At 66.0% G+C, this 19,829-nt stretch carries 19 protein-coding genes and 2 tRNA genes; 7 read left to right on the top strand and 14 right to left on the bottom strand.

Features of this window, described 5'->3' with window-relative positions:
• The first annotated feature begins 159 nt into the window (after nucleotides 1-159).
• Nucleotides 160-1,878 carry a ubiquinone-dependent pyruvate dehydrogenase gene (poxB, locus tag BFD71_RS08130; protein ID WP_069262740.1) on the top strand — a complete coding sequence of 573 codons (1,719 nt, stop codon included), beginning with the start codon at nucleotides 160-162 and terminating at the stop codon, nucleotides 1,876-1,878.
• Between the two features lie 21 nt (nucleotides 1,879-1,899).
• Here the strand turns inward: poxB and BFD71_RS08125 are convergent, their stop codons facing one another.
• The 3 genes from BFD71_RS08125 to hemN all read right to left on the bottom strand — a co-directional run bounded on the left by BFD71_RS08125 (nucleotide 1,900) and on the right by hemN (nucleotide 3,898).
• Nucleotides 1,900-2,121 carry a hypothetical protein gene (locus BFD71_RS08125; RefSeq protein WP_069262739.1) on the bottom strand — a complete coding sequence of 74 codons (222 nt, stop codon included), beginning with the start codon at nucleotides 2,119-2,121 and terminating at the stop codon, nucleotides 1,900-1,902.
• 196 nt (nucleotides 2,122-2,317) lie between these two features.
• Nucleotides 2,318-2,402, bottom strand: a tRNA-Leu gene (locus BFD71_RS08120).
• Nucleotides 2,403-2,512: 110 nt separating this feature from the next.
• A complete protein-coding gene (gene hemN / locus BFD71_RS08115; protein WP_069262738.1) occupies nucleotides 2,513-3,898 on the bottom strand; it encodes an oxygen-independent coproporphyrinogen III oxidase in 1,386 nt (461 codons plus the stop codon).
• 222 nt (nucleotides 3,899-4,120) lie between these two features.
• Between hemN and BFD71_RS08110 the strand changes: the two genes are divergently transcribed.
• From BFD71_RS08110 to BFD71_RS08100, 3 genes are all read left to right on the top strand, one after another.
• Nucleotides 4,121-4,438: a YkgJ family cysteine cluster protein gene (locus BFD71_RS08110; protein WP_069262954.1), complete on the top strand. Its 318-nt coding sequence runs from the start codon at nucleotides 4,121-4,123 to the stop codon at nucleotides 4,436-4,438.
• An 80-nt stretch (nucleotides 4,439-4,518) separates the two neighbouring features.
• Nucleotides 4,519-5,106, top strand: coding sequence for a DUF1439 domain-containing protein (locus BFD71_RS08105; RefSeq protein WP_069262737.1), 588 nt, complete (start codon nucleotides 4,519-4,521; stop codon nucleotides 5,104-5,106).
• A 93-nt stretch (nucleotides 5,107-5,199) separates the two neighbouring features.
• Complete coding sequence (locus BFD71_RS08100; RefSeq protein WP_069262736.1) at nucleotides 5,200-6,054, top strand: undecaprenyl-diphosphate phosphatase; 855 nt, start codon at nucleotides 5,200-5,202, stop codon at nucleotides 6,052-6,054.
• A 57-nt stretch (nucleotides 6,055-6,111) separates the two neighbouring features.
• On the opposite strand, the gene trmB is transcribed toward BFD71_RS08100, so the two are convergent.
• The 4 genes from trmB to BFD71_RS08080 all read right to left on the bottom strand — a co-directional run bounded on the left by trmB (nucleotide 6,112) and on the right by BFD71_RS08080 (nucleotide 8,586).
• On the bottom strand, nucleotides 6,112-6,879 hold the full coding sequence (gene trmB, locus BFD71_RS08095; RefSeq protein WP_069262735.1) for a tRNA (guanosine(46)-N7)-methyltransferase TrmB: 768 nt from the start codon (nucleotides 6,877-6,879) through the stop codon (nucleotides 6,112-6,114).
• A gap of 534 nt (nucleotides 6,880-7,413) precedes the next feature.
• Nucleotides 7,414-7,488 (bottom strand) — tRNA-Gly (locus BFD71_RS08090).
• Nucleotides 7,489-7,597: 109 nt separating this feature from the next.
• Entirely contained in the window at nucleotides 7,598-8,161 is a 564-nt protein-coding gene (locus BFD71_RS08085; RefSeq protein WP_069262734.1) for a YggT family protein, read from the bottom strand.
• Between the two features lie 104 nt (nucleotides 8,162-8,265).
• Nucleotides 8,266-8,586, bottom strand: a complete 321-nt coding sequence (locus BFD71_RS08080; protein ID WP_069262733.1) for an EthD family reductase — start codon at nucleotides 8,584-8,586, stop codon at nucleotides 8,266-8,268.
• A 599-nt stretch (nucleotides 8,587-9,185) separates the two neighbouring features.
• Here BFD71_RS08080 and BFD71_RS41365 point away from each other — a divergent pair.
• A complete protein-coding gene (locus BFD71_RS41365; protein ID WP_165822777.1) occupies nucleotides 9,186-9,347 on the top strand; it encodes a hypothetical protein in 162 nt (53 codons plus the stop codon).
• Between the two features lie 428 nt (nucleotides 9,348-9,775).
• Entirely contained in the window at nucleotides 9,776-10,084 is a 309-nt protein-coding gene (locus BFD71_RS08075) for a hypothetical protein (protein ID WP_069262732.1), read from the top strand.
• Between the two features lie 166 nt (nucleotides 10,085-10,250).
• Here the strand turns inward: BFD71_RS08075 and BFD71_RS08070 are convergent, their stop codons facing one another.
• From BFD71_RS08070 to BFD71_RS08060, 3 genes are all read right to left on the bottom strand, one after another.
• Nucleotides 10,251-10,925, bottom strand: a complete 675-nt coding sequence (locus BFD71_RS08070) for a LysE family translocator (protein ID WP_069262731.1) — start codon at nucleotides 10,923-10,925, stop codon at nucleotides 10,251-10,253.
• A 92-nt stretch (nucleotides 10,926-11,017) separates the two neighbouring features.
• Nucleotides 11,018-12,484, bottom strand: a complete 1,467-nt coding sequence (locus BFD71_RS08065) for an NAD-dependent succinate-semialdehyde dehydrogenase (RefSeq protein WP_370684261.1) — start codon at nucleotides 12,482-12,484, stop codon at nucleotides 11,018-11,020.
• 139 nt (nucleotides 12,485-12,623) lie between these two features.
• A complete protein-coding gene (locus tag BFD71_RS08060; RefSeq protein ID WP_069262729.1) occupies nucleotides 12,624-14,201 on the bottom strand; it encodes a UbiD family decarboxylase in 1,578 nt (525 codons plus the stop codon).
• A 643-nt stretch (nucleotides 14,202-14,844) separates the two neighbouring features.
• Between BFD71_RS08060 and BFD71_RS08055 the strand changes: the two genes are divergently transcribed.
• Nucleotides 14,845-16,074: a lytic transglycosylase domain-containing protein gene (locus tag BFD71_RS08055; protein ID WP_069262728.1), complete on the top strand. Its 1,230-nt coding sequence runs from the start codon at nucleotides 14,845-14,847 to the stop codon at nucleotides 16,072-16,074.
• 75 nt (nucleotides 16,075-16,149) lie between these two features.
• Here the strand turns inward: BFD71_RS08055 and BFD71_RS08050 are convergent, their stop codons facing one another.
• From BFD71_RS08050 to ribBA, 4 genes are all read right to left on the bottom strand, one after another.
• Nucleotides 16,150-17,343 carry a pyridoxal phosphate-dependent aminotransferase gene (locus BFD71_RS08050; RefSeq protein WP_069262727.1) on the bottom strand — a complete coding sequence of 398 codons (1,194 nt, stop codon included), beginning with the start codon at nucleotides 17,341-17,343 and terminating at the stop codon, nucleotides 16,150-16,152.
• An 84-nt stretch (nucleotides 17,344-17,427) separates the two neighbouring features.
• Complete coding sequence (gene nusB, locus BFD71_RS08045; RefSeq protein ID WP_042260852.1) at nucleotides 17,428-17,862, bottom strand: transcription antitermination factor NusB; 435 nt, start codon at nucleotides 17,860-17,862, stop codon at nucleotides 17,428-17,430.
• Nucleotides 17,859-18,374 carry a 6,7-dimethyl-8-ribityllumazine synthase gene (ribH, locus tag BFD71_RS08040; RefSeq protein WP_069262726.1) on the bottom strand — a complete coding sequence of 172 codons (516 nt, stop codon included), beginning with the start codon at nucleotides 18,372-18,374 and terminating at the stop codon, nucleotides 17,859-17,861. The genes nusB and ribH overlap by 4 nt, the downstream gene beginning before the upstream one ends.
• Before the next feature lie 57 nt (nucleotides 18,375-18,431).
• On the bottom strand, nucleotides 18,432-19,598 hold the full coding sequence (gene ribBA, locus BFD71_RS08035; RefSeq protein ID WP_069262725.1) for a bifunctional 3,4-dihydroxy-2-butanone-4-phosphate synthase/GTP cyclohydrolase II: 1,167 nt from the start codon (nucleotides 19,596-19,598) through the stop codon (nucleotides 18,432-18,434).
• Nucleotides 19,599-19,829: the final 231 nt, after the last annotated feature.

Genomic DNA, 19,829 nt, shown 5'->3' with positions numbered 1-19,829 from the left:
CGCTTTTCGGGCGGATGGCGTAACGTAGCGCAAGGTATCGGCAGGTCCGGCCGGCTCGCACCGCCTGGACACGTACGAAATTGCCCCCCCAATTTTCTTCTCGCGCAGCGCCCGGTCTCGGAGCGCGCGCTGCGCCATTCGGCTCACGTGGAGAACACCATGGCGAAGACAATAGCGGATCATCTGGCGAAAACGCTCGAGGCAGTCGGCATCGAGCGTATCTGGGGCGTGACCGGCGACAGCCTGAACGGGCTGTCGGCGAGCCTGCGCAAGCTCGGCACGATCCGCTGGATGCACACGCGGCACGAGGAAGTCGCCGCCTTCGCGGCGGGTGCCGAAGCGGCGGCAACCGGCCGGCTCGCGGTGTGCGCGGGCAGTTGCGGGCCTGGCAATCTGCATCTCATCAACGGTCTCTACGACTGCCATCGCAACCGCTCGCCGGTGCTCGCGATCGCGGCGCACATCCCCTCGACGGAAATCGGCCTCGGCTATTTTCAGGAGACGCACCCGACCGAACTGTTCCGCGAGTGCAGCCACTACGTGGAGCTGGTGACGAACGCCTCGCAGTTTCCGCGCGTGCTCGACACCGCGCTGCGCACCGCGATCGACCAGAAGGGCGTCGCCGTGATCGTGCTGCCCGGCGACGTGGCGCTTCTGGACGCGTCCGACGAAGAGCCCGCATGGGCTCAGGCGGCGCGCCCGGCGACCTTGCCTTCGTCGGCGGATATCGACCGGCTCGCCGAACTGCTCAATCGCTCCGAAGCGGTGACGCTGCTGTGCGGCAGCGGCTGCAAGGGCTCGCACGACGAAGTGGTGGCTTTCGCGGACGCGCTCGGCGCGCCGACGGTGCATGCGCTGCGCGGCAAGCAGTACGTCGAATGGGACAACCCATTCGACGTGGGCATGACCGGGCTAATCGGCTTCAGCTCGGGCTACCACGCGATGATGTCGTGCGACACGCTCGTCATGCTCGGCACCGACTTCCCGTATCGCAACTTCTATCCGCAGCATGCGAATATCGTGCAGATCGACCGCGACGCGGCCGCGCTCGGCAAACGCGCGCCGCTCACGCTCGGACTCATCGGCGACGTACGCGAAACATTGCGCGCGCTCACGCCGAAGCTCACGCGCAAGACCGACCGGCGCTTTATCGAGCATGCGCGCGAGCACTACGCGAACGCGCGCAAGGGACTCGACGAACTTGCGCGCCCGGCGGCCGCGGGCAAGCCGCTGCATCCGCAGTATGTGGTGGCGCGTCTCGACGCGCTCGCCGAGGACGATGCAATCTTCGCGGTCGACGTTGGCACGCCCACGCTCTGGGCCGCGCGCTATCTGACGATGAATGGCCGGCGCCGCCTGCACGGCTCGTTCAACCATGGCTCGATGGCGAACGCCATGCCGCAGGCGCTCGGCGCGCAGGCAGCCCACGCCGGGCGCCAGGTCGTCTCGCTCTCCGGCGACGGCGGTCTTTCGATGCTGCTCGGCGACATTCTCACGGCGCGTCAGCTCGATCTGCCGATCAAGATCGTTGTCCTGAATAATAGCTCGCTCGGTTTCGTCGCCATGGAGATGAAGGCCGGCGGCTACGTGGAGACTGGCACCGATCTGGCGGCCACCAACTTCGCGGATATCGCGCAAGGCGCGGGACTTTTCAGCGTGCGCGTGGAGACGTCCGAAGCGCTCGATGAGGCGTTGCGCGCGGCGTTCTCTCACGCAGGGCCGGCGCTCGTCGACGTGGTGACGACGAAGCACGAACTGGCCATGCCGCCGAAGCTGCAGTGGGCGCAGGCGAAAGGGTTCAGCCTCTACATGTTGCGTGCGGTGCTGAGCGGGCGCGGAGACGAAGTGGTGGAGCTGGCGCAGACGAATTTGCGCTGAGGTTCGTGCGACAGACCTGCGTCAGTCAGTGATCGAGACGCAGGTGCTGTCCTCTGGCCAGGTGCGAAATTCATCGACGCGGCCCGCGCGCACGTCGAGCAGCAGCCGGTCCAGCGCTTCGAGCCTTGCGGATCTGTCTGCGCTCGAGCGGATCAACGTGGCGGCGGCGCGTCCCGAGACGGACTCGTGGGCCTCGATGAGGATGCGAATGGCTTCCTCTCGCGTCATGAAAATGCGGTCCATTGTGCGCTCCCGGTTTGCTATCTCAATAACATCGACAACGATAGCAGCGGGGCGCGGCACGCCGCGCGGCATCCGCAGGACGCTTGATCTTCGTCCAAAGAAGGGTGTGCTGGATTCGGACCGGCAACAAAAAACCCGCGAAGCGTCGAGCTTTCGCGGGTTTCAGGACTCCGGCGGCCATTGCCGGAAAGCATTCTGGTGCCTCGGGCCGGAATCGAACCGGCACTCCTTTCGGAACCGGATTTTGAGTCCGGCGCGTCTACCAATTTCACCACCGAGGCGTGTGTTTTTGCGAGTTTCTCGCACTCGAGCAAACATGCAAGCGCTCGAAGTAGCCGGTGATTATGACGCAAATCGCCCGCCCAGGCAACTGTGCGGCGCCGGAAAGCCGTCAAATCGTCCGCGAGAACCGCTCGGGCTGCTGTGCGCCAAGGTAGCGGTCAAACACCATCGCAATATTGCGCACCAGCATGCGTCCAGCGGACAGCACCTCGAGGCGGTCGGCGCTGCGCACAACGAGCCCGTCGCGTTCGAACTCGCGCAGGCGTTCGAGTTCGGTCGCAAAAGTCGCCGGAAAACGAATGCCGTAGGCAGCCTCGAACTCGTCGTAGCGCAGTTCGAGATTGCACATGAGTTCCGTGATGATGTCGCGGCGCAGACGGTCGTCGGCGGTGAGGCGCACGCCTTTCGCAGTCGCGAGCTTGCCCGCGCCGATGGCCGCACCGTAGCCGATCAGATCCTTCGCGTTCTGCGCGTAGACGTCGCCGACCTTGCCGATGGCCGAGGCGCCGAAGCCGATCAGATCGCAGTCGGCGCGCGTGCTGTAGCCCTGGAAATTGCGGTGCAGCGTGCGCTGCGCCTGGGCGCGCGCGAGTTCGTCGGTGGGCAGTGCGAAATGGTCCATGCCGATGTAGACGTAGCCCGCCTCGGTGAGCTGCTCGATCACGAGCCTGAGCAGCGCCATGCGCTCCGCAGGCGTGGGCAAGGTGGCTTCGTCCATCTGGCGCTGCATCTTGAAGAGATGCGGCATGTGCGCGTAGCCGAACACCGAGATGCGATCGGGCGCGAGCAGCAGCATCGTCTCGAGCGTGCGGCCGAATGCTTTGACGTTCTGGTACGGCAAGCCGTAGATCAGATCGACGCTGATCGACTCGAAGCCGTTCGCGCGCGCGGCGTTCATGACGTCGACGGTCAGTTCGAGCGGCTGCATGCGGTTGACCGCCTTCTGCACGACCGGATCGAAGTCCTGAACGCCCAGGCTCAGCCGGTTGAAGCCGAGCGAACGCAGATGCGCAATGGTCTGCGCCGTGGCTTCGCGCGGGTCGATCTCGATCGAGTATTCGCCGGCGTCGTCGGGCTGCAGCGCGAAGTGTTCGCGCGTGGCGGCCATGAGCGTGCTCATTTCGTCCAGCGAGAGAAAAGTGGGCGTGCCGCCGCCCCAATGCAGCTGCGAAACGGGGCGCTTCGTGTCGAAGAGCGCGGCCTGCAACTGCACTTCGCGGATCATCTGCGCGAGATACGGTTTCGCGCGGCCGCGGTTCTTCGTGATGACCTTGTTGCAGCCGCAATAGAAACAGACGGTGTCGCAGAACGGGATGTGGAAGTACAGCGAGAGATCGGTTTCGCTCGCGCCCGGATCGGCCGCCGCGCGCCGGTAGTCGGCGGGATCGAAGTCGTCGCGGAACTGCAGGGCGGTGGGGTAGGACGTGTAGCGCGGGCCGTTGGCGCCGTATTTGGCAAGCAGGTCGGGGCGAAAGAGCAGGTCGGCGTCGCTCATGCAAAGCTCACTGGGAAGGGCGGCGCACGGGTGGGCAGCGTTCGGTGCCGCGGAACGCCGCGCACAGGTGGCCTGTCCCTTGTCCTACAGCGCCAGATGGACGAAGTGTACGAGCGCGTAGGAAGAAGCGATTGTGTAAAAAGGTCGCACGCGAGCGATGGCACAATGCCGTCTGGTCCGCTGCCGCGCGGACACGATTTGTCAGCGTTCCAGGAAACCGAAGTGAGTACCGATTTTCCCGCCGATGCCTCAGTGCACGCCTGCCGTCCCGGTTGCGGCGCGTGCTGCATCGCGCCGTCCATTACGAGCCCGATTCCGGGCATGCCTGAAGGCAAGCCGGCCGGCGTGCGCTGTGTTCAACTCGGCGAGGACCTGCGCTGCATGATCTTCGGCTCGCCGTTGCGGCCGGCGTGCTGCTCGGGGCTGCAGCCGCAGCTCGAGATGTGCGGCGAGTCGCGCGAGGAAGCCATGTTCTGGCTCACGCGTCTCGAGGCGCAAACCCAGCCGCAAACCGAGCCACAAGCGCCAGCCGCGCGCTGAACCCGGCGCAAACTGCGTCGGTCGGCAGCCATGCGCCAGAATGACGGCGCGCCAGTCCCGGCCCAACAAGGAGATTTCGCATGGCCCACACCGCAACGCGCGTTTCCCGGCGCGCCTTCCTGTTCTCAGCCTGCGCTGCGGCGGGTACGGCGATGTCGCTCGGCGCGTGTGCGACGGGGATCTTCCCGTTCATTCCCGATCACTACACGTTCTCACAGCAGCAGGTGCAGGATGCGGTGCAGCGCAAGTTTCCCTATCACCGCTCGATGCAGCAGATCTTCGACGTCTCGCTCACGAACCCGGTGGTCACGCTGCAGCCCGATCGCAATCGCGTGGCCGTGCGCCTCGACGCACACCTCGAAAGCCCGTTGATGCAGCAACCGGTGAGCGGTGCGTTCACGGTGTCGAGCGAACTCGCGTACGACAGCACGAGCCGCGCCGTGGTGCTGCGCTCGCCTTCGGTGGATGGCGTCGACATGGCGGGCAACGCCGCCGCCTACGCGCCGCAGGTGAGTGCGGTCGCCGCGCTCGTCGCCACCCAGCTGCTCAACAATTACCCCGTCTATACGTTCAAGCCCGACCAGCTCCAATTTGCCGGCGTCAACTACGAACCCGGTACAATCACCATCCTTACAAACGGCATACGCGTGCAGATCGTCGAGAAGTAAGCCGACGAGACGCCGTCCGGCGCACGCGGCCGTTGTCGGTCGCGTGGCGCGGCGTGCGCCGTCCCCCACGCTCAAGGAAGAGGGATAAAAGGGATGGACTGGATGTTGACCTGCAAGGCCTTGATTCTCGGCATCGTCGAAGGGCTGACGGAGTTTGTGCCCGTGTCGAGCACGGGGCATCTGATCGTCGCCGGCAGCTTGCTCAATTTCGACGGCGCCTATGCCAAGACCTTCTACGTGGTGATCCAGTTTGGCGCGATTCTCGCCGTGTGCTGGGAGTTCCGCCGCAAGATCGGCGAAGTGGTCACAGGGTTGCCCTCGCGGCCCGACGCGCGGCGCTTCACGCTCAACGTGATCGTCGCCACGATTCCGGCAGTCGTGCTCGGTCTGATGTTCGAAAAGACGATCAAGTCGGTGCTCTTCGCGCCGGTGCCGGTGGCGTTCGCCCTTGTTGGCGGCGGCCTCGTCATCCTGGGGGTCGAGAATCGCCTGCGTGGCCCGAAGGGGCTGCCGGTCGCCGAACAGCGCGGCGCGCGCGTGAACTCGATTGACGCGATCACGCCGCTCGACGCCTTCAAGGTGGGCTGCGCGCAGTGCTTCGCGCTGATTCCGGGCATGTCGCGTTCGGGCTCGACCATCATCGGGGCGATGCTGTTCGGCCTCGAGCGGCGCGTCGCGACCGAGTTCTCGTTTTTCCTTGCGATTCCCGTGATCTTCGGCGCAACCGTTTATGAGCTGTACAAGAGCTGGCACGAGCTTTCCATGGACTGGCTCGGGCTCTTCGGCATCGGCTTCGTCGCAGCGTTCGTCAGCGCGTTCGCGTGTGTGCGCTGGCTCCTGCGCTTCGTGGCTTCGCACGATTTCACCGCCTTCGCCTGGTACCGGATCGCTTTCGGTCTCGTGGTCCTGCTGTTCGGTTATGGCGGCGGGCTAGGCTGGGACGACTGAAAACGCAACGGGCGCCGCGTGACATCACGGCGCCCGTTCTTCTTCGCGGTTGCGGTTTTAGTCCGCGCGGCGGCGGAACACGAGATCCCACACGCCGTGACCGAGCCGCAGGCCGCGGCGCTCGAACTTCGTCACCGGGCGGTAGTCGGGGCGCGGCGCGTAGTCGGCGGCCGTGTTCTCGAGCGCGGGCTCCGCGCTGAGCACTTCGAGCATCTGCTCGGCGTAGTTCTGCCAGTCCGTCGCGCAGTGCAGGTACGCGCCCGGCTTCATGCGCGAGACGAGATGCGCGACGAACTTCGGCTGAATCAGGCGGCGCTTGTGATGGCGCGCCTTGTGCCACGGATCGGGGAAGAAGATGTGCACGCCGTCGAGGCTCGCCGGCGCGATCATGTGCTCGAGCACTTCCACGGCGTCGTGCTGGATGATGCGGATGTTCTCAAGATTCTGCTCGCCGATCAGTTTGAGCAGCGCGCCAACGCCAGGCTCGTGGACCTCGACGCCGAGGAAGTCGTCCTCTCGGCGCAAGGCGGCGATTTCCGCTGTGCTTGCGCCCATCCCGAAACCGATCTCCAGAATGCGCGGTGCGTGCCGTTCAAACACGGCGTCCCAGTCGGCGGCTTCGGGCGCGTAGGGCACGACGAAGCGCGGGCCCAGTTCGTCGAGCGCGCGGCGCTGGCCCGTCGAGACGCGGCCGGCGCGCGTCACGAAGCTGCGGATGCGGCGGTGGTGCAGCGCGTCGCCGTGCGCGTTCGTGTCGGAGGCGGCGTCTTGTGCGTCGGACTGCGTGGAGTCGGGACGGGCGTCGTCGTTGGGATCGTGATTCATCTTCGCAGGTGGTATGAGAGCGGCGGATGTCGCGGCTGTCGATAATGGGGGCGGGCTGCGCCTTCGGCTCGGTGCGAGGCATGTCGGGCCATACGCGGCGACGCGGTGCCGGAGGCTACGCGGGCCGGCGTGGCCGGACGCCTCGTTGGCCGCTTTCGCGTTCGCCGGAATCGGCAACGGCCTTGGGCCCGGCAGGCGGGCGCGGCGCGCTCGAAGCCCAGCGGCTCCGAAGCCGTCGCGCATTATATCAGCGCGCTTGCACGGCTCTGGCGGCTGAGGAGGGCGGCAGTACCTCGCGAGGCTACGGTCCGTGCCTCAATCGGCTGAAACGACGAAGTCGTGCGAACTACGTGTCGGCGGACCAGCTCGCGGCGCGTGCGGGGAGGCCCGAGGAGCGCCGGAGTGCATTGTGCAACGGAGGAATTCAGATCGTGCCCGGCGTGTGCCGGTCGGGCGGGCTTGGCGTCCCGAGGGTGTCCCGGCAGGAGCGCTGTCTGGAAGCCCAGGCCTCGAAGAGAGGTCGGTAAGCCGACGTGGAGCGGGCGATGGGAATCGAACCCACGTCATCAGCTTGGGAAGCTGAGGTAATGGCCATTATACGACGCCCGCAGAGCGCGCTATTTTACGCGTTTTTGGCCTTCTTGCGCAATGACGCGCTCAAGCGACGCGGCGCGCCAGGCGCGCCGCCGGATGCATCAGACCGTTTGCCGATGCATCCTCAAATCCCGAACAGCGTGAGCGAAACCGCCGCGCGGGTGACGATCATCAGCAGCACCTGCACGATCACGAAGAGCAGAATCGGCGAGAGATCGAGGCCGCCCAGGTTCGGCAGGATTCGGCGCAGCGGGTTGAGGAACGGCGCCGTCAGCTGGAACAGCACGGGCATTGCCGCCGAGCGCGGATTGAGCCAGGAGAGCAGCGCCATCAGGATCGTCAGCCAGATCAGCAGGTTGAGCGCCCATTTCACGAGCGTGAGCAACGCGACGATCAGCAGTGTCGGCAAAAGACCCAATGGGTCCACGCCTGCGATCCATACCATCAGCAGCACGTAGGCAATGGCCGCGATCAGCGCGCCGACCACGCTCGCCCAGTCGATGCCTCGCACGCCGGGAATCACGTGCCGCAGCGGCAGCACCAGCCAGTTGGTGACCTGCTGAATCGCATGGGTCACGGGGTTGTACGGCGGCACACGCACGTACTGGAGCCAGGCGCGCAGCAGCAGGGCGGCGCCGAACAGCGTGAAGACCGTATTGAGCAGAAAGCGGGCGATATCGCCGAACATCGGTGTTGTTTCCTTCTTGTGTGGGTGGCGGCGCGCTTGGCGTGTGGCTGCCGATAAAAGGTCAGTCGGGGTTCCGTTCGCCCCGTTCAACCACGCGGAGCACGTCAGACGGACACCTTGACCTCGCTGATCAGAATGGTGCCATTTCCGCCGTCGGTGTAGTTGGGAATGTCGTCGAGGAGGGTGTCGGCATGCGGCTGAAACACCGCGTAGAACGCATCGACCGTCTCGAACAGGAAGTGTCCGGCCGCGACGTACGGCGGCGGCGTGCCCGGCGGCCCGGCGTTGATGCCGATGTCGACCGACCAGCCCTTGAGCGATTCGCCGAAGAGCTTCGCCGCGAGCGGCATGTGGTGCGTGCAGTAGTACCCGCTGTCGAAACGCCCGTTCTCGCGATAGGGATAGAGGATGCTGACCTTGATCATTGTGCGTGCTCGTCGGTGAGTCCCATGGGCGCGCGTTGCCTGCCGCTGCGATGCGCGCCGTCGCCACATTAACACGGCTTACGCCTCGCCAGTATCCGCGAGCGATGCCGCCGCGAGGGCCTTGCGCGATGCGGCGGCCGGTGCTCGCGGCGCGCGCGCCGCGCAAAATGGCTGCGCTCACGGCAGGCTTTTCGGCGAACGGCTACAGTGATTCTGACAGGCACCGCAGGGAAGGCGCCGGACGGCGCGAGTGTTGCGCCACAGCCGCGCGGCGCACGAAGTGTTCGCCTTCGTACCGATCACGCGCCGATGGTGCGACTACAAATGAGGGGGTTGGCCGCGGCGCCGCGCCAATAGCCTGACGCGGCACGATTTCTGCTGTTGGCTCGCGGCGCATTTATGCGCCGCAACTCAAACCCAGCACGCGGAAGCCGTAACGAACAGTGCGCAATGCATATACGGCGCCTGTGAGGCTATCTCGCAACACTGCCATTTTTGTCTAGAAATCTGAGCACAATACTTTTCATCGTTTCGGTTTCGTCGTTGCAGTCGTGCAATTGGGTTTGTTCCTGTCGGTAGTCCGATTCGGGGAGTTCACCATGAGCATCTTCGCTTACCGAAAGCATCTGCGGTTTCTCACGCCCTTTCAGCGTCGCCGCTGGTGGGATCAGAAGAAGCGCCTGACGCCACGTGTGCGCATCAGTGGCGCTTATGTCCCACCGAACGTCACGCGCGAGTTCACCTACGTGAAGGTCGGATAGCGGAGAGTTTGCCTTGTCTGGCCGGCGATTCGTGTGCCGCCGGCTGGGTCGGATGAGATGCCCGGTTCCATGACCGGGCATCGTCGTTTACAGCCTCGTCGCGCGTGGCGACCGCAGGCCGAACGTAGTCCGGTGAACCAATTTGTAATCAAACATTACCGGGAGATTGGCCCCCCGATGCCCTCGCGCAGGTAACAATGACAGCGCCCTGGTTTTTGTAACCAATGTCGGCGTATTCGGGCGCGCGTGCGGCGATTTTTCGCGGCTGCCGCGCCCACCGGGCTTGACGCGCTATTAAGCGCCCCCAAAACAGGATTGCAATTCGAAACAAATGGCTACCAATGGCGGCCGCCGTTTTCGATACATTGAATGCGTGGGCACTGCCCGTCATATGCGCGTCGCCGCTGGCGGCCGCCAGGAGAAGAGAAGTGAAAAAGACCGTATCGTTCATCGTTGCCGCGGCGCTGGGTGTGGGGTTCGTCAGCGCGGCCCAGGCGCACGTCTCGGTGGGTATCGGCATTGGCATTCCGGTGGCCCCGGCTTATCCCGTCTATGCTGCGCCGGTCTACGCACCGCCGCCCCCGCCCGTGGTCTATGCGCCGCCGCCGGTGGTGTACGCGCCGCCGCCCGCCGTCGTCGTAGGCGGCTACGGTGGCTACGGCTACTACGGCCGTCCGTACTGGCATCACGGCTACTACGGCCACGGCTACTACGGCCGCGGCTACTACCGTCATTGAGTGTGCCGGGCGGCGCACGCCGCCCGGCTGCGTTTTCACGAACGGCGCAACGCCGGCTCACGCCGCGTTGCGCTGTTTGTTTTTGGCGCTCGCTTTCGCCGCGTGCATGGCATGCTAGATCGATGCGCGCGGAGCGGTCCATAGGCGCACCTGCGCCCGACATGGATTACGACGCGCCCGCGCCCTGCAGGATCAGTTCGCGATAGCCGTGCACGACCACGCTGTACGAGAAATACGCGAATAGCAGCGCCGAAAGCACGTGGCAGGCGCGCAGCAGACCGGTGCCGGCGCGTTTGCGGCCATGGCTGGCCAGTCCGCAGAGGAAAAAGGTCCAGCCGAGACCGCCCGCAAAAAAGCCCAGCAGGAAGAGCGAGGCCGCGCCGGCGCTCGTCGCCCCCGACTTGGCGATGAGCGCGCCACCGACAGCCGCGAACCAGAGAATCGCACTCGGCGAAGAGAGGGCAAGCAGCACGCCGCGCATGAAGCTGCGCCACGGGTTGGGCAGCGGCGCGGCGTTATCGGCTTCGCCTTCCACGGGCGGCGCCAATGCTGGATTGAGCGCTTCGCGCGCCATCTTCCATGTGAGCATGAGCAGCAGGGCCGAGCCGCCGATCCACACGACCCAGCGTACGGCCGAGAACTGCAGCAGCGCGGCCATGCCCGCAAGCGCGAGCGCGGCGTAGATGAGGTCGCCGAAACACGAGCCGAGCCCCAGCCAGAAGCCCGGGCGGAAGCCGTGCGTGAGCGTGAGCGAGATGATGGCGACGTTGACGAGACCGATGTCGAGGCAAAGCGAAAGCGACAGAAAAAAGCCGTCGGAAAGCAGGGAAACGTGAGACATGAAAACGATTTCTTGTTGGTATGGACTGCGCACCGCACACGCCCGCCTGTGAGCAAGCGGGCGTCGCGGCTCAAATCAGCTTCAGGCGTGCTTCAAACGCCGATGCACAGGTACTTCAGTTCGACATATTCGTCGATGCCGTACTTCGAACCTTCGCGCCCGAGACCCGACTGCTTCACGCCGCCAAACGGCGCGACTTCGTTCGAGATGAGTCCGGTGTTGACCCCGACCATGCCGTACTCGAGCGCTTCGGCCACACGCCAGACGCGGCCGATGTCGCGGCTATAGAAGTACGAGGCGAGGCCGAATTCGGTGTCGTTGGCGAGGCCGACGACTTCGGCTTCGTCGTTGAAGTGGAACACCGCCGCGACCGGGCCGAAGGTCTCCTCGCGCGCGATCAGCATGTCGCGCGTGACGTCTGCGAGCACGGTGGGCTCGACATAGCGTCCCGAGCTGACCTTGCCGCCCGCGACGACTCTGGCGCCCTGGGCGGTCGCATCGCTGATGTGCTGCGCGACCTTGGCGACGGCCGCGTCGTCGATCAACGGCCCCTGGTTCACGCCATCCTCGAAGCCGTTGCCCACCTTGATCTTGCGCGAGGCGGCGGCGAGCTTCTCGACGAAAACGTCGTACACCTTGTCGTGCACGTAGAAGCGGTTCGTGCAGACGCAGGTTTGGCCTGCGTTGCGGTACTTCGAGATCATCGCGCCTTCCACGGCGGCGTCGATGTCGGCGTCGTCGAACACGATGAAGGGGGCGTGCCCACCCAGTTCGAGGGCGATTTTCTTGACCGTCGGCGCGCACTGCTGCATGAGGATGCGGCCCACCGGCGTCGATCCCGTAAACGAGAGATGGCGCACGATGTCGCTCTCGCACAGCGCCTTGCCGATTGCGATGGAGTTCGCGGAGTCGGCGGTGAGCACGTTGAACACGCCCTTGGGTACGCCTGCGCGCTGCGCCAGTTCGGCGAGCGCGAGCGCGCAAAGCGGCGTTTGCTCGGCGGGCTTCACGACGATCGTGCAGCCCGCGGCGATGGCCGGCGCGACCTTGCGTGTGATCATCGCGATCGGGAAATTCCAGGGGGTGATCGAGGCGCACACGCCGATCGGCTGCTTGAGCACGACGAGCTTGCGGTCGCTGGCGGGGCTCGCGAGGACGTCGCCGTTCACTCGCTTGGCCTCTTCGGCAAACCATTCCAGGAAGGACGCGCCATAGATCACTTCGCCGCGCGCCTCGGCGAGCGGCTTGCCTTGCTCTGCGGTCATGATCGCGGCGAGGTCGTCGGCGTGCTCGATCACGAGATCGAACCATCGCCGCAGGATGGCTGCGCGCTCCTTGCCCGTCTTCGCGCGCCACGCCGGCAACGCGGCGTTCGCGGCGGCAATCGCGCGATGCGCCTCGTCGGCGCCAAAGTCGGGCACGCTCGCGATCTCGGCGTTGTCGGCGGGGTCGAGCACGGCGAACGTGGCCGCACCGCCGCTCCATTCGCCGTCGATGTACGCGCGGGTCTTGAAGAGGGCGGGGTCGTTCAGTTGCGTCAGGCGCTCCGATGCGGGCATCATCCTCGAGTCTCCTTCAGGTTCACTGGCGCCGCGGCTCATGCCATGCACGAGGCGTGACGCGGTAAGCGCGGCGTCGCGAAAAGGCGTCGCGGATGGATCGGCCGGCGTGGCGCCGAGGGCGCTGCGCCGGGTTGCGCTAGCTGCGGCTAAAGCCTAGCTCGTCGTAGAGACGGTCGACGCGCGTCTTCACGGCCGCGTCCATCTCGATTGCGCGGCCCCATTCGCGGTCCGTCTCGCCGGGCCACTTGTTGGTGGCGTCGAGCCCCATTTTCGAGCCGAGGCCGGCCACCGGCGAAGCGAAGTCAAGATAGTCGATCGGCGTGTTCTCGACGAGCACGGTGTCGCGCGCCGGATCGATACGCGTGGTGATCGCCCAGATCACCTCCTTCCAGTCGCGGATGTCCACGTCATCGTCGACCACGACAATGAACTTTGTATACATGAACTGGCGCAGGAAGCTCCATACCCCGAACATCACGCGTTTTGCGTGCCCGGGGTAGCTCTTCTTCATCTGCACGATCGCCATGCGATAGCTGCACCCCTCTGGCGGCAGATAGAAGTCGGTGATCTCGGCAAACTGCTTCTGCAAGAGCGGCACGAACACTTCGTTGAGCGCCACGCCGAGCACCGCGGGCTCGTCGGGCGGCTTGCCCGTGTATGTCGAATGGTAGATCGCATCGCGGCGCATGGTGATGCGCTCGACCGTGAAGACGGGGAACCACTCCTGTTCGTTGTAGTAGCCCGTGTGGTCGCCGTAGGGGCCTTCGAGCGCGTGTTCGTACGCGGCGCTCGCGCCCTTGGCGGGGCGGGGCGGCGCGCCAGCGGGGGCCGGGCCGGGCTCGCCCGCCTGCGGGTAGATGAAGCCCTCGAGCACGATCTCGGCGCGCGCGGGCACCTGCAGCGTGTCGACGCCGGGTGTCAGGCACTTCGCGAGCTCGGTGCGGGCGCCGCGCAACAGGCCCGCAAACTGGTATTCGGAGAGCGTGTCGGGCACCGGCGTGACAGCGCCGAGAATCGTCGCCGGGTCGGCGCCGAGCACGACCGCCACCGGGTAAGGCTTGCCGGGGTTCTTCAGCGCGAACTCGCGGAAGTCGAGCGCGCCGCCGCGATGCGCGAGCCAGCGCATGATGAGCTGGTTGCGGCCAATCAGCTGCTGGCGGTAGATGCCGAGATTCTGGCGCGTCTTGTTGGGACCGCGCGTGACGGTGAGGCCCCATGTGACGAGCGGGCCGGCGTCGCCGGGCCAGCAGGTCTGAATCGGCAGCTTCGCGAGATCGACATCGTTGCCTTCCCAGACGATCTCCTGGCAGGGCGGCGCGTTCACGGTCTTCGGTGCCATGTCCCAGACGGCCTTGGCGAGCGTGAGGAGCTTGCCCGCATCCTTCAGGCCGCGCGGCGGCTCGGGCTCTTTCAGCGCCGAGAGCAGCCGACCCACGTCGCGCAGCGACTCGAGCGCGGCGCCGTCGCCGCCGCTTTCCGGCGCGTCGATGCCCATGCCGAGCGCGACGCGCCGGGGCGTGCCGAACAGATTGCCGAGCACCGGGAACGCGTGCGTCGAACGGTTCTCAAAGAGTAGGGCCGGGCCGCCGGCGCGCAGGACGCGGTCGCACAGCTCGGTCATTTCCAGCACCGGAGAGACAGCTTGTGGGACGCGGCGCAATTCGCCGAGCGTCTCCAGGCGACCAACGAAGTCGCGCAGGTCTTTGTATTTCATTGGGAACCAATCGTGGCCAACGGGGATGGCCGGCTTGGGGGCCGCATGGGGCGGCGGCACGGGTTCCGCGGGCGCCGTATCAGATGTATCAGACGTATCAAGACGTATCAGACATCTGGCCGGGCAGACGCGGCGTAACGATTGTCGATTTTACCTGCGTTGGCTAACGCACGCTGGGTGCCAATCTGCATAAGCGCCCGCAGACGCGCGTGCGACGCGGATTCCGCCCGATTGAACAGTGTTTATTATTACTATTGGTTATGTTTTCGGGATTCTATAGTATTGACGATCTATAAAACGCTGCTAGAATCCGTCCACATTGGTTGCAGGTTTTGAAATTTTTAGCCACCTTCCCGGTCCTTCAGACGCAACGCGTCGCCGTTTAGCCGCATCCCTGCACGGCTGTCCACGGTTTAGATTGGCTGTTCTCGTCAGCGCCTCTTCGCGCTGGCTTTTCGCGTGAGAACTCCGCGCGCGCACACTGCGTGCCTGGTCGTACAAAAGGAGTTCCACCCACGGCGACTTGCCGTTTTCCCGACGCCGCTGCCGCACCAGCCAGGGCGCGCGGTGTCTTGATCCTGCGATTGGTCGTCTGCTTCGCGCCGACCCTCCCGCTGGATCATGCAACATGGGAGATCTGTAGATGAATACCTGGTTATCGTGGTGGCGCGCCGACGAGCGTGTAGCGCTTGGCCTGCGTGCGCTGCTGCGTCGTGGCACGCGTCTTAGCCATCACCTGTTCAGCATTGTTGGCGGCTGTGCCGTTCTGTTCGCTGTTGCCGTCTGGCTCATGCCCACGCTGCGTGGCACGCTCGCCGCCCGCGTGATGCCGTTCGTCTCGGCGGCGGTGCAGGCCGGCCCGGCACGTCTGCTGCAAGGCAACCCGCTGCCCTCGTTCGCGCCCCCCGGCGTGACGAATAACGAGGACAACGCCGACGGCGCGATGCTGCCCACGGCGCTCGCGCCCGATGCCGGTGCTGCCGGCGTCACTGCCGCCGCCGGCGCCACGGGCATTTCGCCCGCAGGCTCCAACGGCACGGTCGCGAAGGTCGCGAACTCGGTGTCGAACGGCGGCATCGCCACGCTCGATGCCGTCACGCTCAACGGCCTCGATCCGCGTGCGCTGCCGACCAGCGTCGGCTCGCTCGCGCGCATGATTCCGCCCCAGCGCGTCACGCCCGACGCGCGCGATGACCGCGTGCTCGTTTCGGCGCGTGAACAGGCGCTCGTCGCCACCTATCTGGCGCGCCGCTACCGGGTCGCGCAGGAGCCGGTCGGCGAACTCGTGAAAGCGGCGTTCGACACCGGCCGTGAAGTGGGGCTCGATCCGCTGCTGCTGCTCGCCGTGATGGCGATCGAATCGGGCTTCAACCCGTACGCGGAGAGTGGCGTGGGCGCGCAGGGCCTCATGCAGGTCATGTCGAAGGTGCACTCGGACAAGTTCCGGTACTTCGGCGGTCAGCGCGCGGCGCTCGATCCGCTCGCCAACATCAAGGTCGGCGCGCTGGTGCTCAAGGATTGCATCGCACGCGGCGGTTCGCTGCCGGGCGGCCTGCGTCTCTACGTCGGTTCGACGTCGCCGGACGACGGCGGCTACGGCGCCAAGGTGATGGCCGAGCGCGGGCGTCTGCGTGACGTCGCACGCGGCCGCAACGTGCCGATCAACGCGCCGCAGGCGCCCGTCACCACCACGGCCAGCACGTCTGCGCAGAAGGTGGCGAGCATCAACGGCGAGAAGCGCGTGCACGTGACGCTCGACAACGCCCACGCAATCGTCGAGAAGTCGTCGTCCGCGAACAGCGGTTCCGCTCAGGACGACGCCAGCACCAGCACGACGGCCCAGAAGCACGCTTCGTCCGAACTGGGTGCCTGAGCAGCTAGCTGAAAGACCGGACCAAACAAAAAGGCACCCGCGGGTGCCTTTTTCCATTTCTCGACCACTAGCGCATTAGCGTCCGAAGAACGTATGCAGCCGCTCGACCGCTTCCTCGAGGCGCTCGTACGCCGTGGCATACGAGAGCCGCACGTACTGATGCGGCGCGGCGACGCCGAAGTCCATGCCGGGCACCATCACCGTGCCCGCGTCGTGCAGCATTGCGCGGGTGAGCGCGTCGCTGTCGCCGGCGGCAGGGTGCGCGACGTTCGAGCAGTCGGCGTAGACGTAGAACGCGCCGTCGGGCATCACGGGTACCGTGAAGCCGAGCGACTCGAGCGCCGGCGCGATGAAGTCGCGCCGGCGCTTGAATTCGAGCCGGCGGCCTTCGTAGAGCTTCAGCGTGTCCGGCTCGAAGCAGGCGAGCGCGGCATGCTGCGCGAGCGCCGACGCGCAGATGAACAGGTTCTGCGCGAGCTTTTCGAATGCGCCGACCAGCGAGGGCGGCACCACGAGCCAGCCCAGACGCCAGCCGGTCATGTTGAAGTACTTCGAGAAGCTGTTGACGGTCACTACGTCGTCGCCGTACGACAGCGCGGAGACGGGCGGCGTGTCGTACGACAGGCCTTGATAGATTTCGTCGACGATCGTGAAGCCGCCGCGCGCACGCACGCTTTGCACGATGCGCTTGAGTTCGTCGGGCTCGATCGAGGTGCCGGTGGGGTTCGACGGCGAGGCGAGCAGCACGCCGCGCGTGCGCGGCGACCACAGGCGCTCGACATCGGCGGCGGTGAGCTGGAAGCGCGCTTGCGGGCCGCTCGGCACGAGCACCGGCTTGCCTTCCGCGGCGGCCACGAAGTGGCGGTTGCACGGATAGCAGGGGTCGGGCATCAGCACTTCGTCGTCGCGGTCGACGAGCGCGGTGCAGGCGAGCAGGAGCGCCGCCGAGGCGCCGGCCGTCACGACGATGCGCGCGGGGTCGACCGTGAGGCCGTACGCGTGCTGGTAGTGCGCGGCGATCGCCTCGCGCAGCGCGTGGATGCCGAGCGCGCTCGTGTATTGGGTGACGCCGCGGCGCAGCGCGGCGGCGGCCGCCTCGACGACGGGCTCGGGTGCCGTGAAGTCCGGCTCGCCGATACCCATGTGGATAATGTCGCGCCCAGCGCGCTCGAGCTTCGCGGCTTCCTTCGCCAGTTCCATGACGTAGAAAGGCTGGATCTCGTCGACGCGCGCGGCTAGCCGCAGCAGCGGTTCGGCAACGGTGTTCATGCGGGTCTTTCCAGTACTGACAGATCACGCGGCGCGCGGGGCCGGGCGCTCAGGCGCACCCGCTCGCCCCGGCGGCTCGCGTTCTTACGACTTGCGGGCGTTTTGTGCTTCGGTGGCGCGCAGTTGCGCCGCGAGCTTGTCGAGCACGCCGTTCACGTACTTGTAGCCGTCCGAGCCGCCGAAGGTCTTCGTGAGCTCGACCGCCTCGTTGATCACGACGCGGTACGGAATGTCGACGTGATGCTTGAACTCGTAGGTCGCGACGAGCAGCACTGCGCGTTCGACGGGCGAAAGCTGCTCGATCGGACGGTCGAGGCACGGCGTGATGGCGGCGGACAGTTCGTCCGACTCGCGGATGACGCCGTGCAGGATCGCGTCCAGATGCTCGTGATCGGCCTTGTCGTAGCCCTGCGAACCGCGCAGCTGCGCGTCGATCTCGCCGGCGGGCACACCCGACAGCAGCCACTGATACAACCCCTGCGTGGCCAGTTCGCGGGAGCGGCGGCGCGCGCTCTTCATTGCTGTTCCTCTTCGTCTTCCTCGTCTTCTTCGTCGTCGTCGCCGCCGTCGAGCTGCTCCAACGCCACCGTCAGGTTCGCCATTTCCACGGCGACGCGAGCGGCGTCACGACCCTTCTCGGTCATGCGGGCCACGGCCTGCTCGTCGCTCTCGGTGGTGAGCACGGCGTTCGCGATGGGCACGTTGAAGTCGAGCGAAACGCGCGAGATGCCCGCGCCGCTCTCGTTCGAGACGAGCTCGAAGTGGTACGTCTCGCCGCGCACGACCGCGCCGAGCGCGATCAGGGCGTCGAACTGGCCGCTTTCGGCGAGCTTTTGCAGCGCCAGCGGGATTTCGAGTGCGCCCGGCACGGTGACGAGCAGCACGTCTTCGCCCGTCACGCCAAGGCGTTCGAGTTCTTCGATGCAGGCATCGGCGAGGCCGTTGCAGACGGGTTCGTTAAAGCGCGACTGGACGATGCCGATGCGCAGTCCGTCGCCGTCGAGGTTCGGTTGGTATTGTCCGATTTCCATGTGGTGTCCGTAAGTTCGGTTGAGCGTGGTGACGCGTGAAAAGAGCGCGATGCGACTTCAGGCGCGCGACGAGGCTGGGTCAGCCGCTTCAGGCGGGCAGGGCGCTTGCGCGTCCCCGCCAGGCATCGGCACGAAGCCGGTGACCTCTAGACCGTAGCCCGACATGCTGCCGAGGCGGCGCGGCTTCGAGAGCACCTGCATACGGCCCACGCCGAGTTCGCGCAGGATCTGCGCGCCGATGCCGTAGGTCTTGAAGTCCACGGGCCGGCGGGCGAGCGCCTCCGCGCGCTCTTTCTGGTCGAACGCCTTGAAGACGTCGATCAGATGTTCCTTGGGTTCGCCGCAATTGAGCATGACGATCACGCCCACGTCGCGCGAGGCGATTTCGCGCATGGCGGCGTCGAGCGTCCACGAGTGCGTGGACGAACCCGTTTCGAGCAGATCCAGCACCGAAAGCGGCTCGTGCACGCGCACGGGCGTATCGACGTCGGGCTTCGGCGTGCCGCGCACGAGGGCGATGTGCGGCGTGCGCGTGGGGTGATCGACGTACATGATTGCGCGGAACTGGCCGTGCGCGGTTTGCATGGTGCGTTCCGCCACGCGCTCGACGATCGATTCGGTGCGGCTGCGGTAGTGGATCAGGTCCGCGATGGTGCCGACCTTCAGGCCGTGCTCCTGGGCGAACTCCATGAGGTCGGGCAGGCGCGCCATCGTGCCGTCGTCCTTGATGACCTCGCAGATCACCGAGGCCGGCGTGAGGCCGGCAAGCGCCGTGAAGTCGCAGCCCGCTTCGGTGTGGCCCGCGCGCACGAGCACGCCGCCTGGCTGCGCCATGATCGGGAACACGTGGCCGGGCTGCACGATGTGCTCGGCGCGCGCGTCGTGCGCGACGGCCGCCTTGATCGTGCGGGCGCGGTCGGCGGCGGAAATGCCGGTCGTAACGCCTTCGGCGGCCTCGATGCTGACCGTGAACGCCGTGCCGTACTGCGTGCCGTTGCGGTAGGTCATGAGCGGCAGGTTGAGCAGCTTGCAGCGTTCCTGGGTGAGCGTGAGGCAGATCAGCCCGCGGCCGTACTTCGCCATGAAGTTGATGGCTTCAGGCGTGACGAACTCCGCAGCGATGACGAGGTCGCCCTCGTTTTCCCGGTCTTCTTCGTCGACGAGGATGACCATCTTGCCGGCTTTGAGCTCGGCGATGATCTCAGGGGTGGAGGCGAGCGTCATGTTGGGATTCTGGCTGGAAAGGCCACATTTTACGCCACGCGGGCGGGCGCGTCGCCCAGAACGCGGGAAGGCGCGAATCGCGTCTGTTTCACGCTAGTAACGCCATGCGTCATTCGGGTGAAACGTTCCTATTCGTGGTTCATTTCGCGTGCTCGCGCGCATTGCGCCGCACGCGGGCGCGGCTCCCGCCTGAGCCGGCTTGCGGCGGGAGGGCGCGCCCGCGAGGGGCAC

The sequence above is a fragment of the Paraburkholderia nodosa genome, from assembly GCF_001718195.1.
Taxonomy (GTDB): Bacteria; Pseudomonadota; Gammaproteobacteria; order Burkholderiales; family Burkholderiaceae; genus Paraburkholderia; species Paraburkholderia nodosa_A.
Note: the sequence above shows the minus strand (reverse complement) of the source record. Positions and strands in the feature narration are given on the sequence as shown.

What these genes read in the sequence shown, in the direction of transcription:
- BFD71_RS08060 (WP_069262729.1), bottom strand. Translation starts at nt 14,201, where the DNA reads ATGAAATACAAAGACCTGCGCGACTTCGTTGGTCGCCTGGAGACGCTC.
- BFD71_RS08085 (WP_069262734.1), bottom strand. Translation starts at nt 8,161, where the DNA reads ATGTTCGGCGATATCGCCCGCTTTCTGCTCAATACGGTCTTCACGCTG.
- BFD71_RS08080 (WP_069262733.1), bottom strand. Translation starts at nt 8,586, where the DNA reads ATGATCAAGGTCAGCATCCTCTATCCCTATCGCGAGAACGGGCGTTTC.
- poxB (WP_069262740.1), top strand. Translation starts at nt 160, where the DNA reads ATGGCGAAGACAATAGCGGATCATCTGGCGAAAACGCTCGAGGCAGTC.
- BFD71_RS08105 (WP_069262737.1), top strand. Translation starts at nt 4,519, where the DNA reads ATGGCCCACACCGCAACGCGCGTTTCCCGGCGCGCCTTCCTGTTCTCA.
- BFD71_RS08100 (WP_069262736.1), top strand. Translation starts at nt 5,200, where the DNA reads ATGGACTGGATGTTGACCTGCAAGGCCTTGATTCTCGGCATCGTCGAA.
- ribH (WP_069262726.1), bottom strand. Translation starts at nt 18,374, where the DNA reads ATGGAAATCGGACAATACCAACCGAACCTCGACGGCGACGGACTGCGC.
- BFD71_RS41365 (WP_165822777.1), top strand. Translation starts at nt 9,186, where the DNA reads ATGAGCATCTTCGCTTACCGAAAGCATCTGCGGTTTCTCACGCCCTTT.
- trmB (WP_069262735.1), bottom strand. Translation starts at nt 6,879, where the DNA reads ATGAATCACGATCCCAACGACGACGCCCGTCCCGACTCCACGCAGTCC.
- nusB (WP_042260852.1), bottom strand. Translation starts at nt 17,862, where the DNA reads ATGAAGAGCGCGCGCCGCCGCTCCCGCGAACTGGCCACGCAGGGGTTG.
- ribBA (WP_069262725.1), bottom strand. Translation starts at nt 19,598, where the DNA reads ATGACGCTCGCCTCCACCCCTGAGATCATCGCCGAGCTCAAAGCCGGC.
- BFD71_RS08050 (WP_069262727.1), bottom strand. Translation starts at nt 17,343, where the DNA reads ATGAACACCGTTGCCGAACCGCTGCTGCGGCTAGCCGCGCGCGTCGAC.
- BFD71_RS08055 (WP_069262728.1), top strand. Translation starts at nt 14,845, where the DNA reads ATGAATACCTGGTTATCGTGGTGGCGCGCCGACGAGCGTGTAGCGCTT.
- BFD71_RS08070 (WP_069262731.1), bottom strand. Translation starts at nt 10,925, where the DNA reads ATGTCTCACGTTTCCCTGCTTTCCGACGGCTTTTTTCTGTCGCTTTCG.
- BFD71_RS08065 (WP_370684261.1), bottom strand. Translation starts at nt 12,484, where the DNA reads ATGCCCGCATCGGAGCGCCTGACGCAACTGAACGACCCCGCCCTCTTC.
- hemN (WP_069262738.1), bottom strand. Translation starts at nt 3,898, where the DNA reads ATGAGCGACGCCGACCTGCTCTTTCGCCCCGACCTGCTTGCCAAATAC.
- BFD71_RS08125 (WP_069262739.1), bottom strand. Translation starts at nt 2,121, where the DNA reads ATGGACCGCATTTTCATGACGCGAGAGGAAGCCATTCGCATCCTCATC.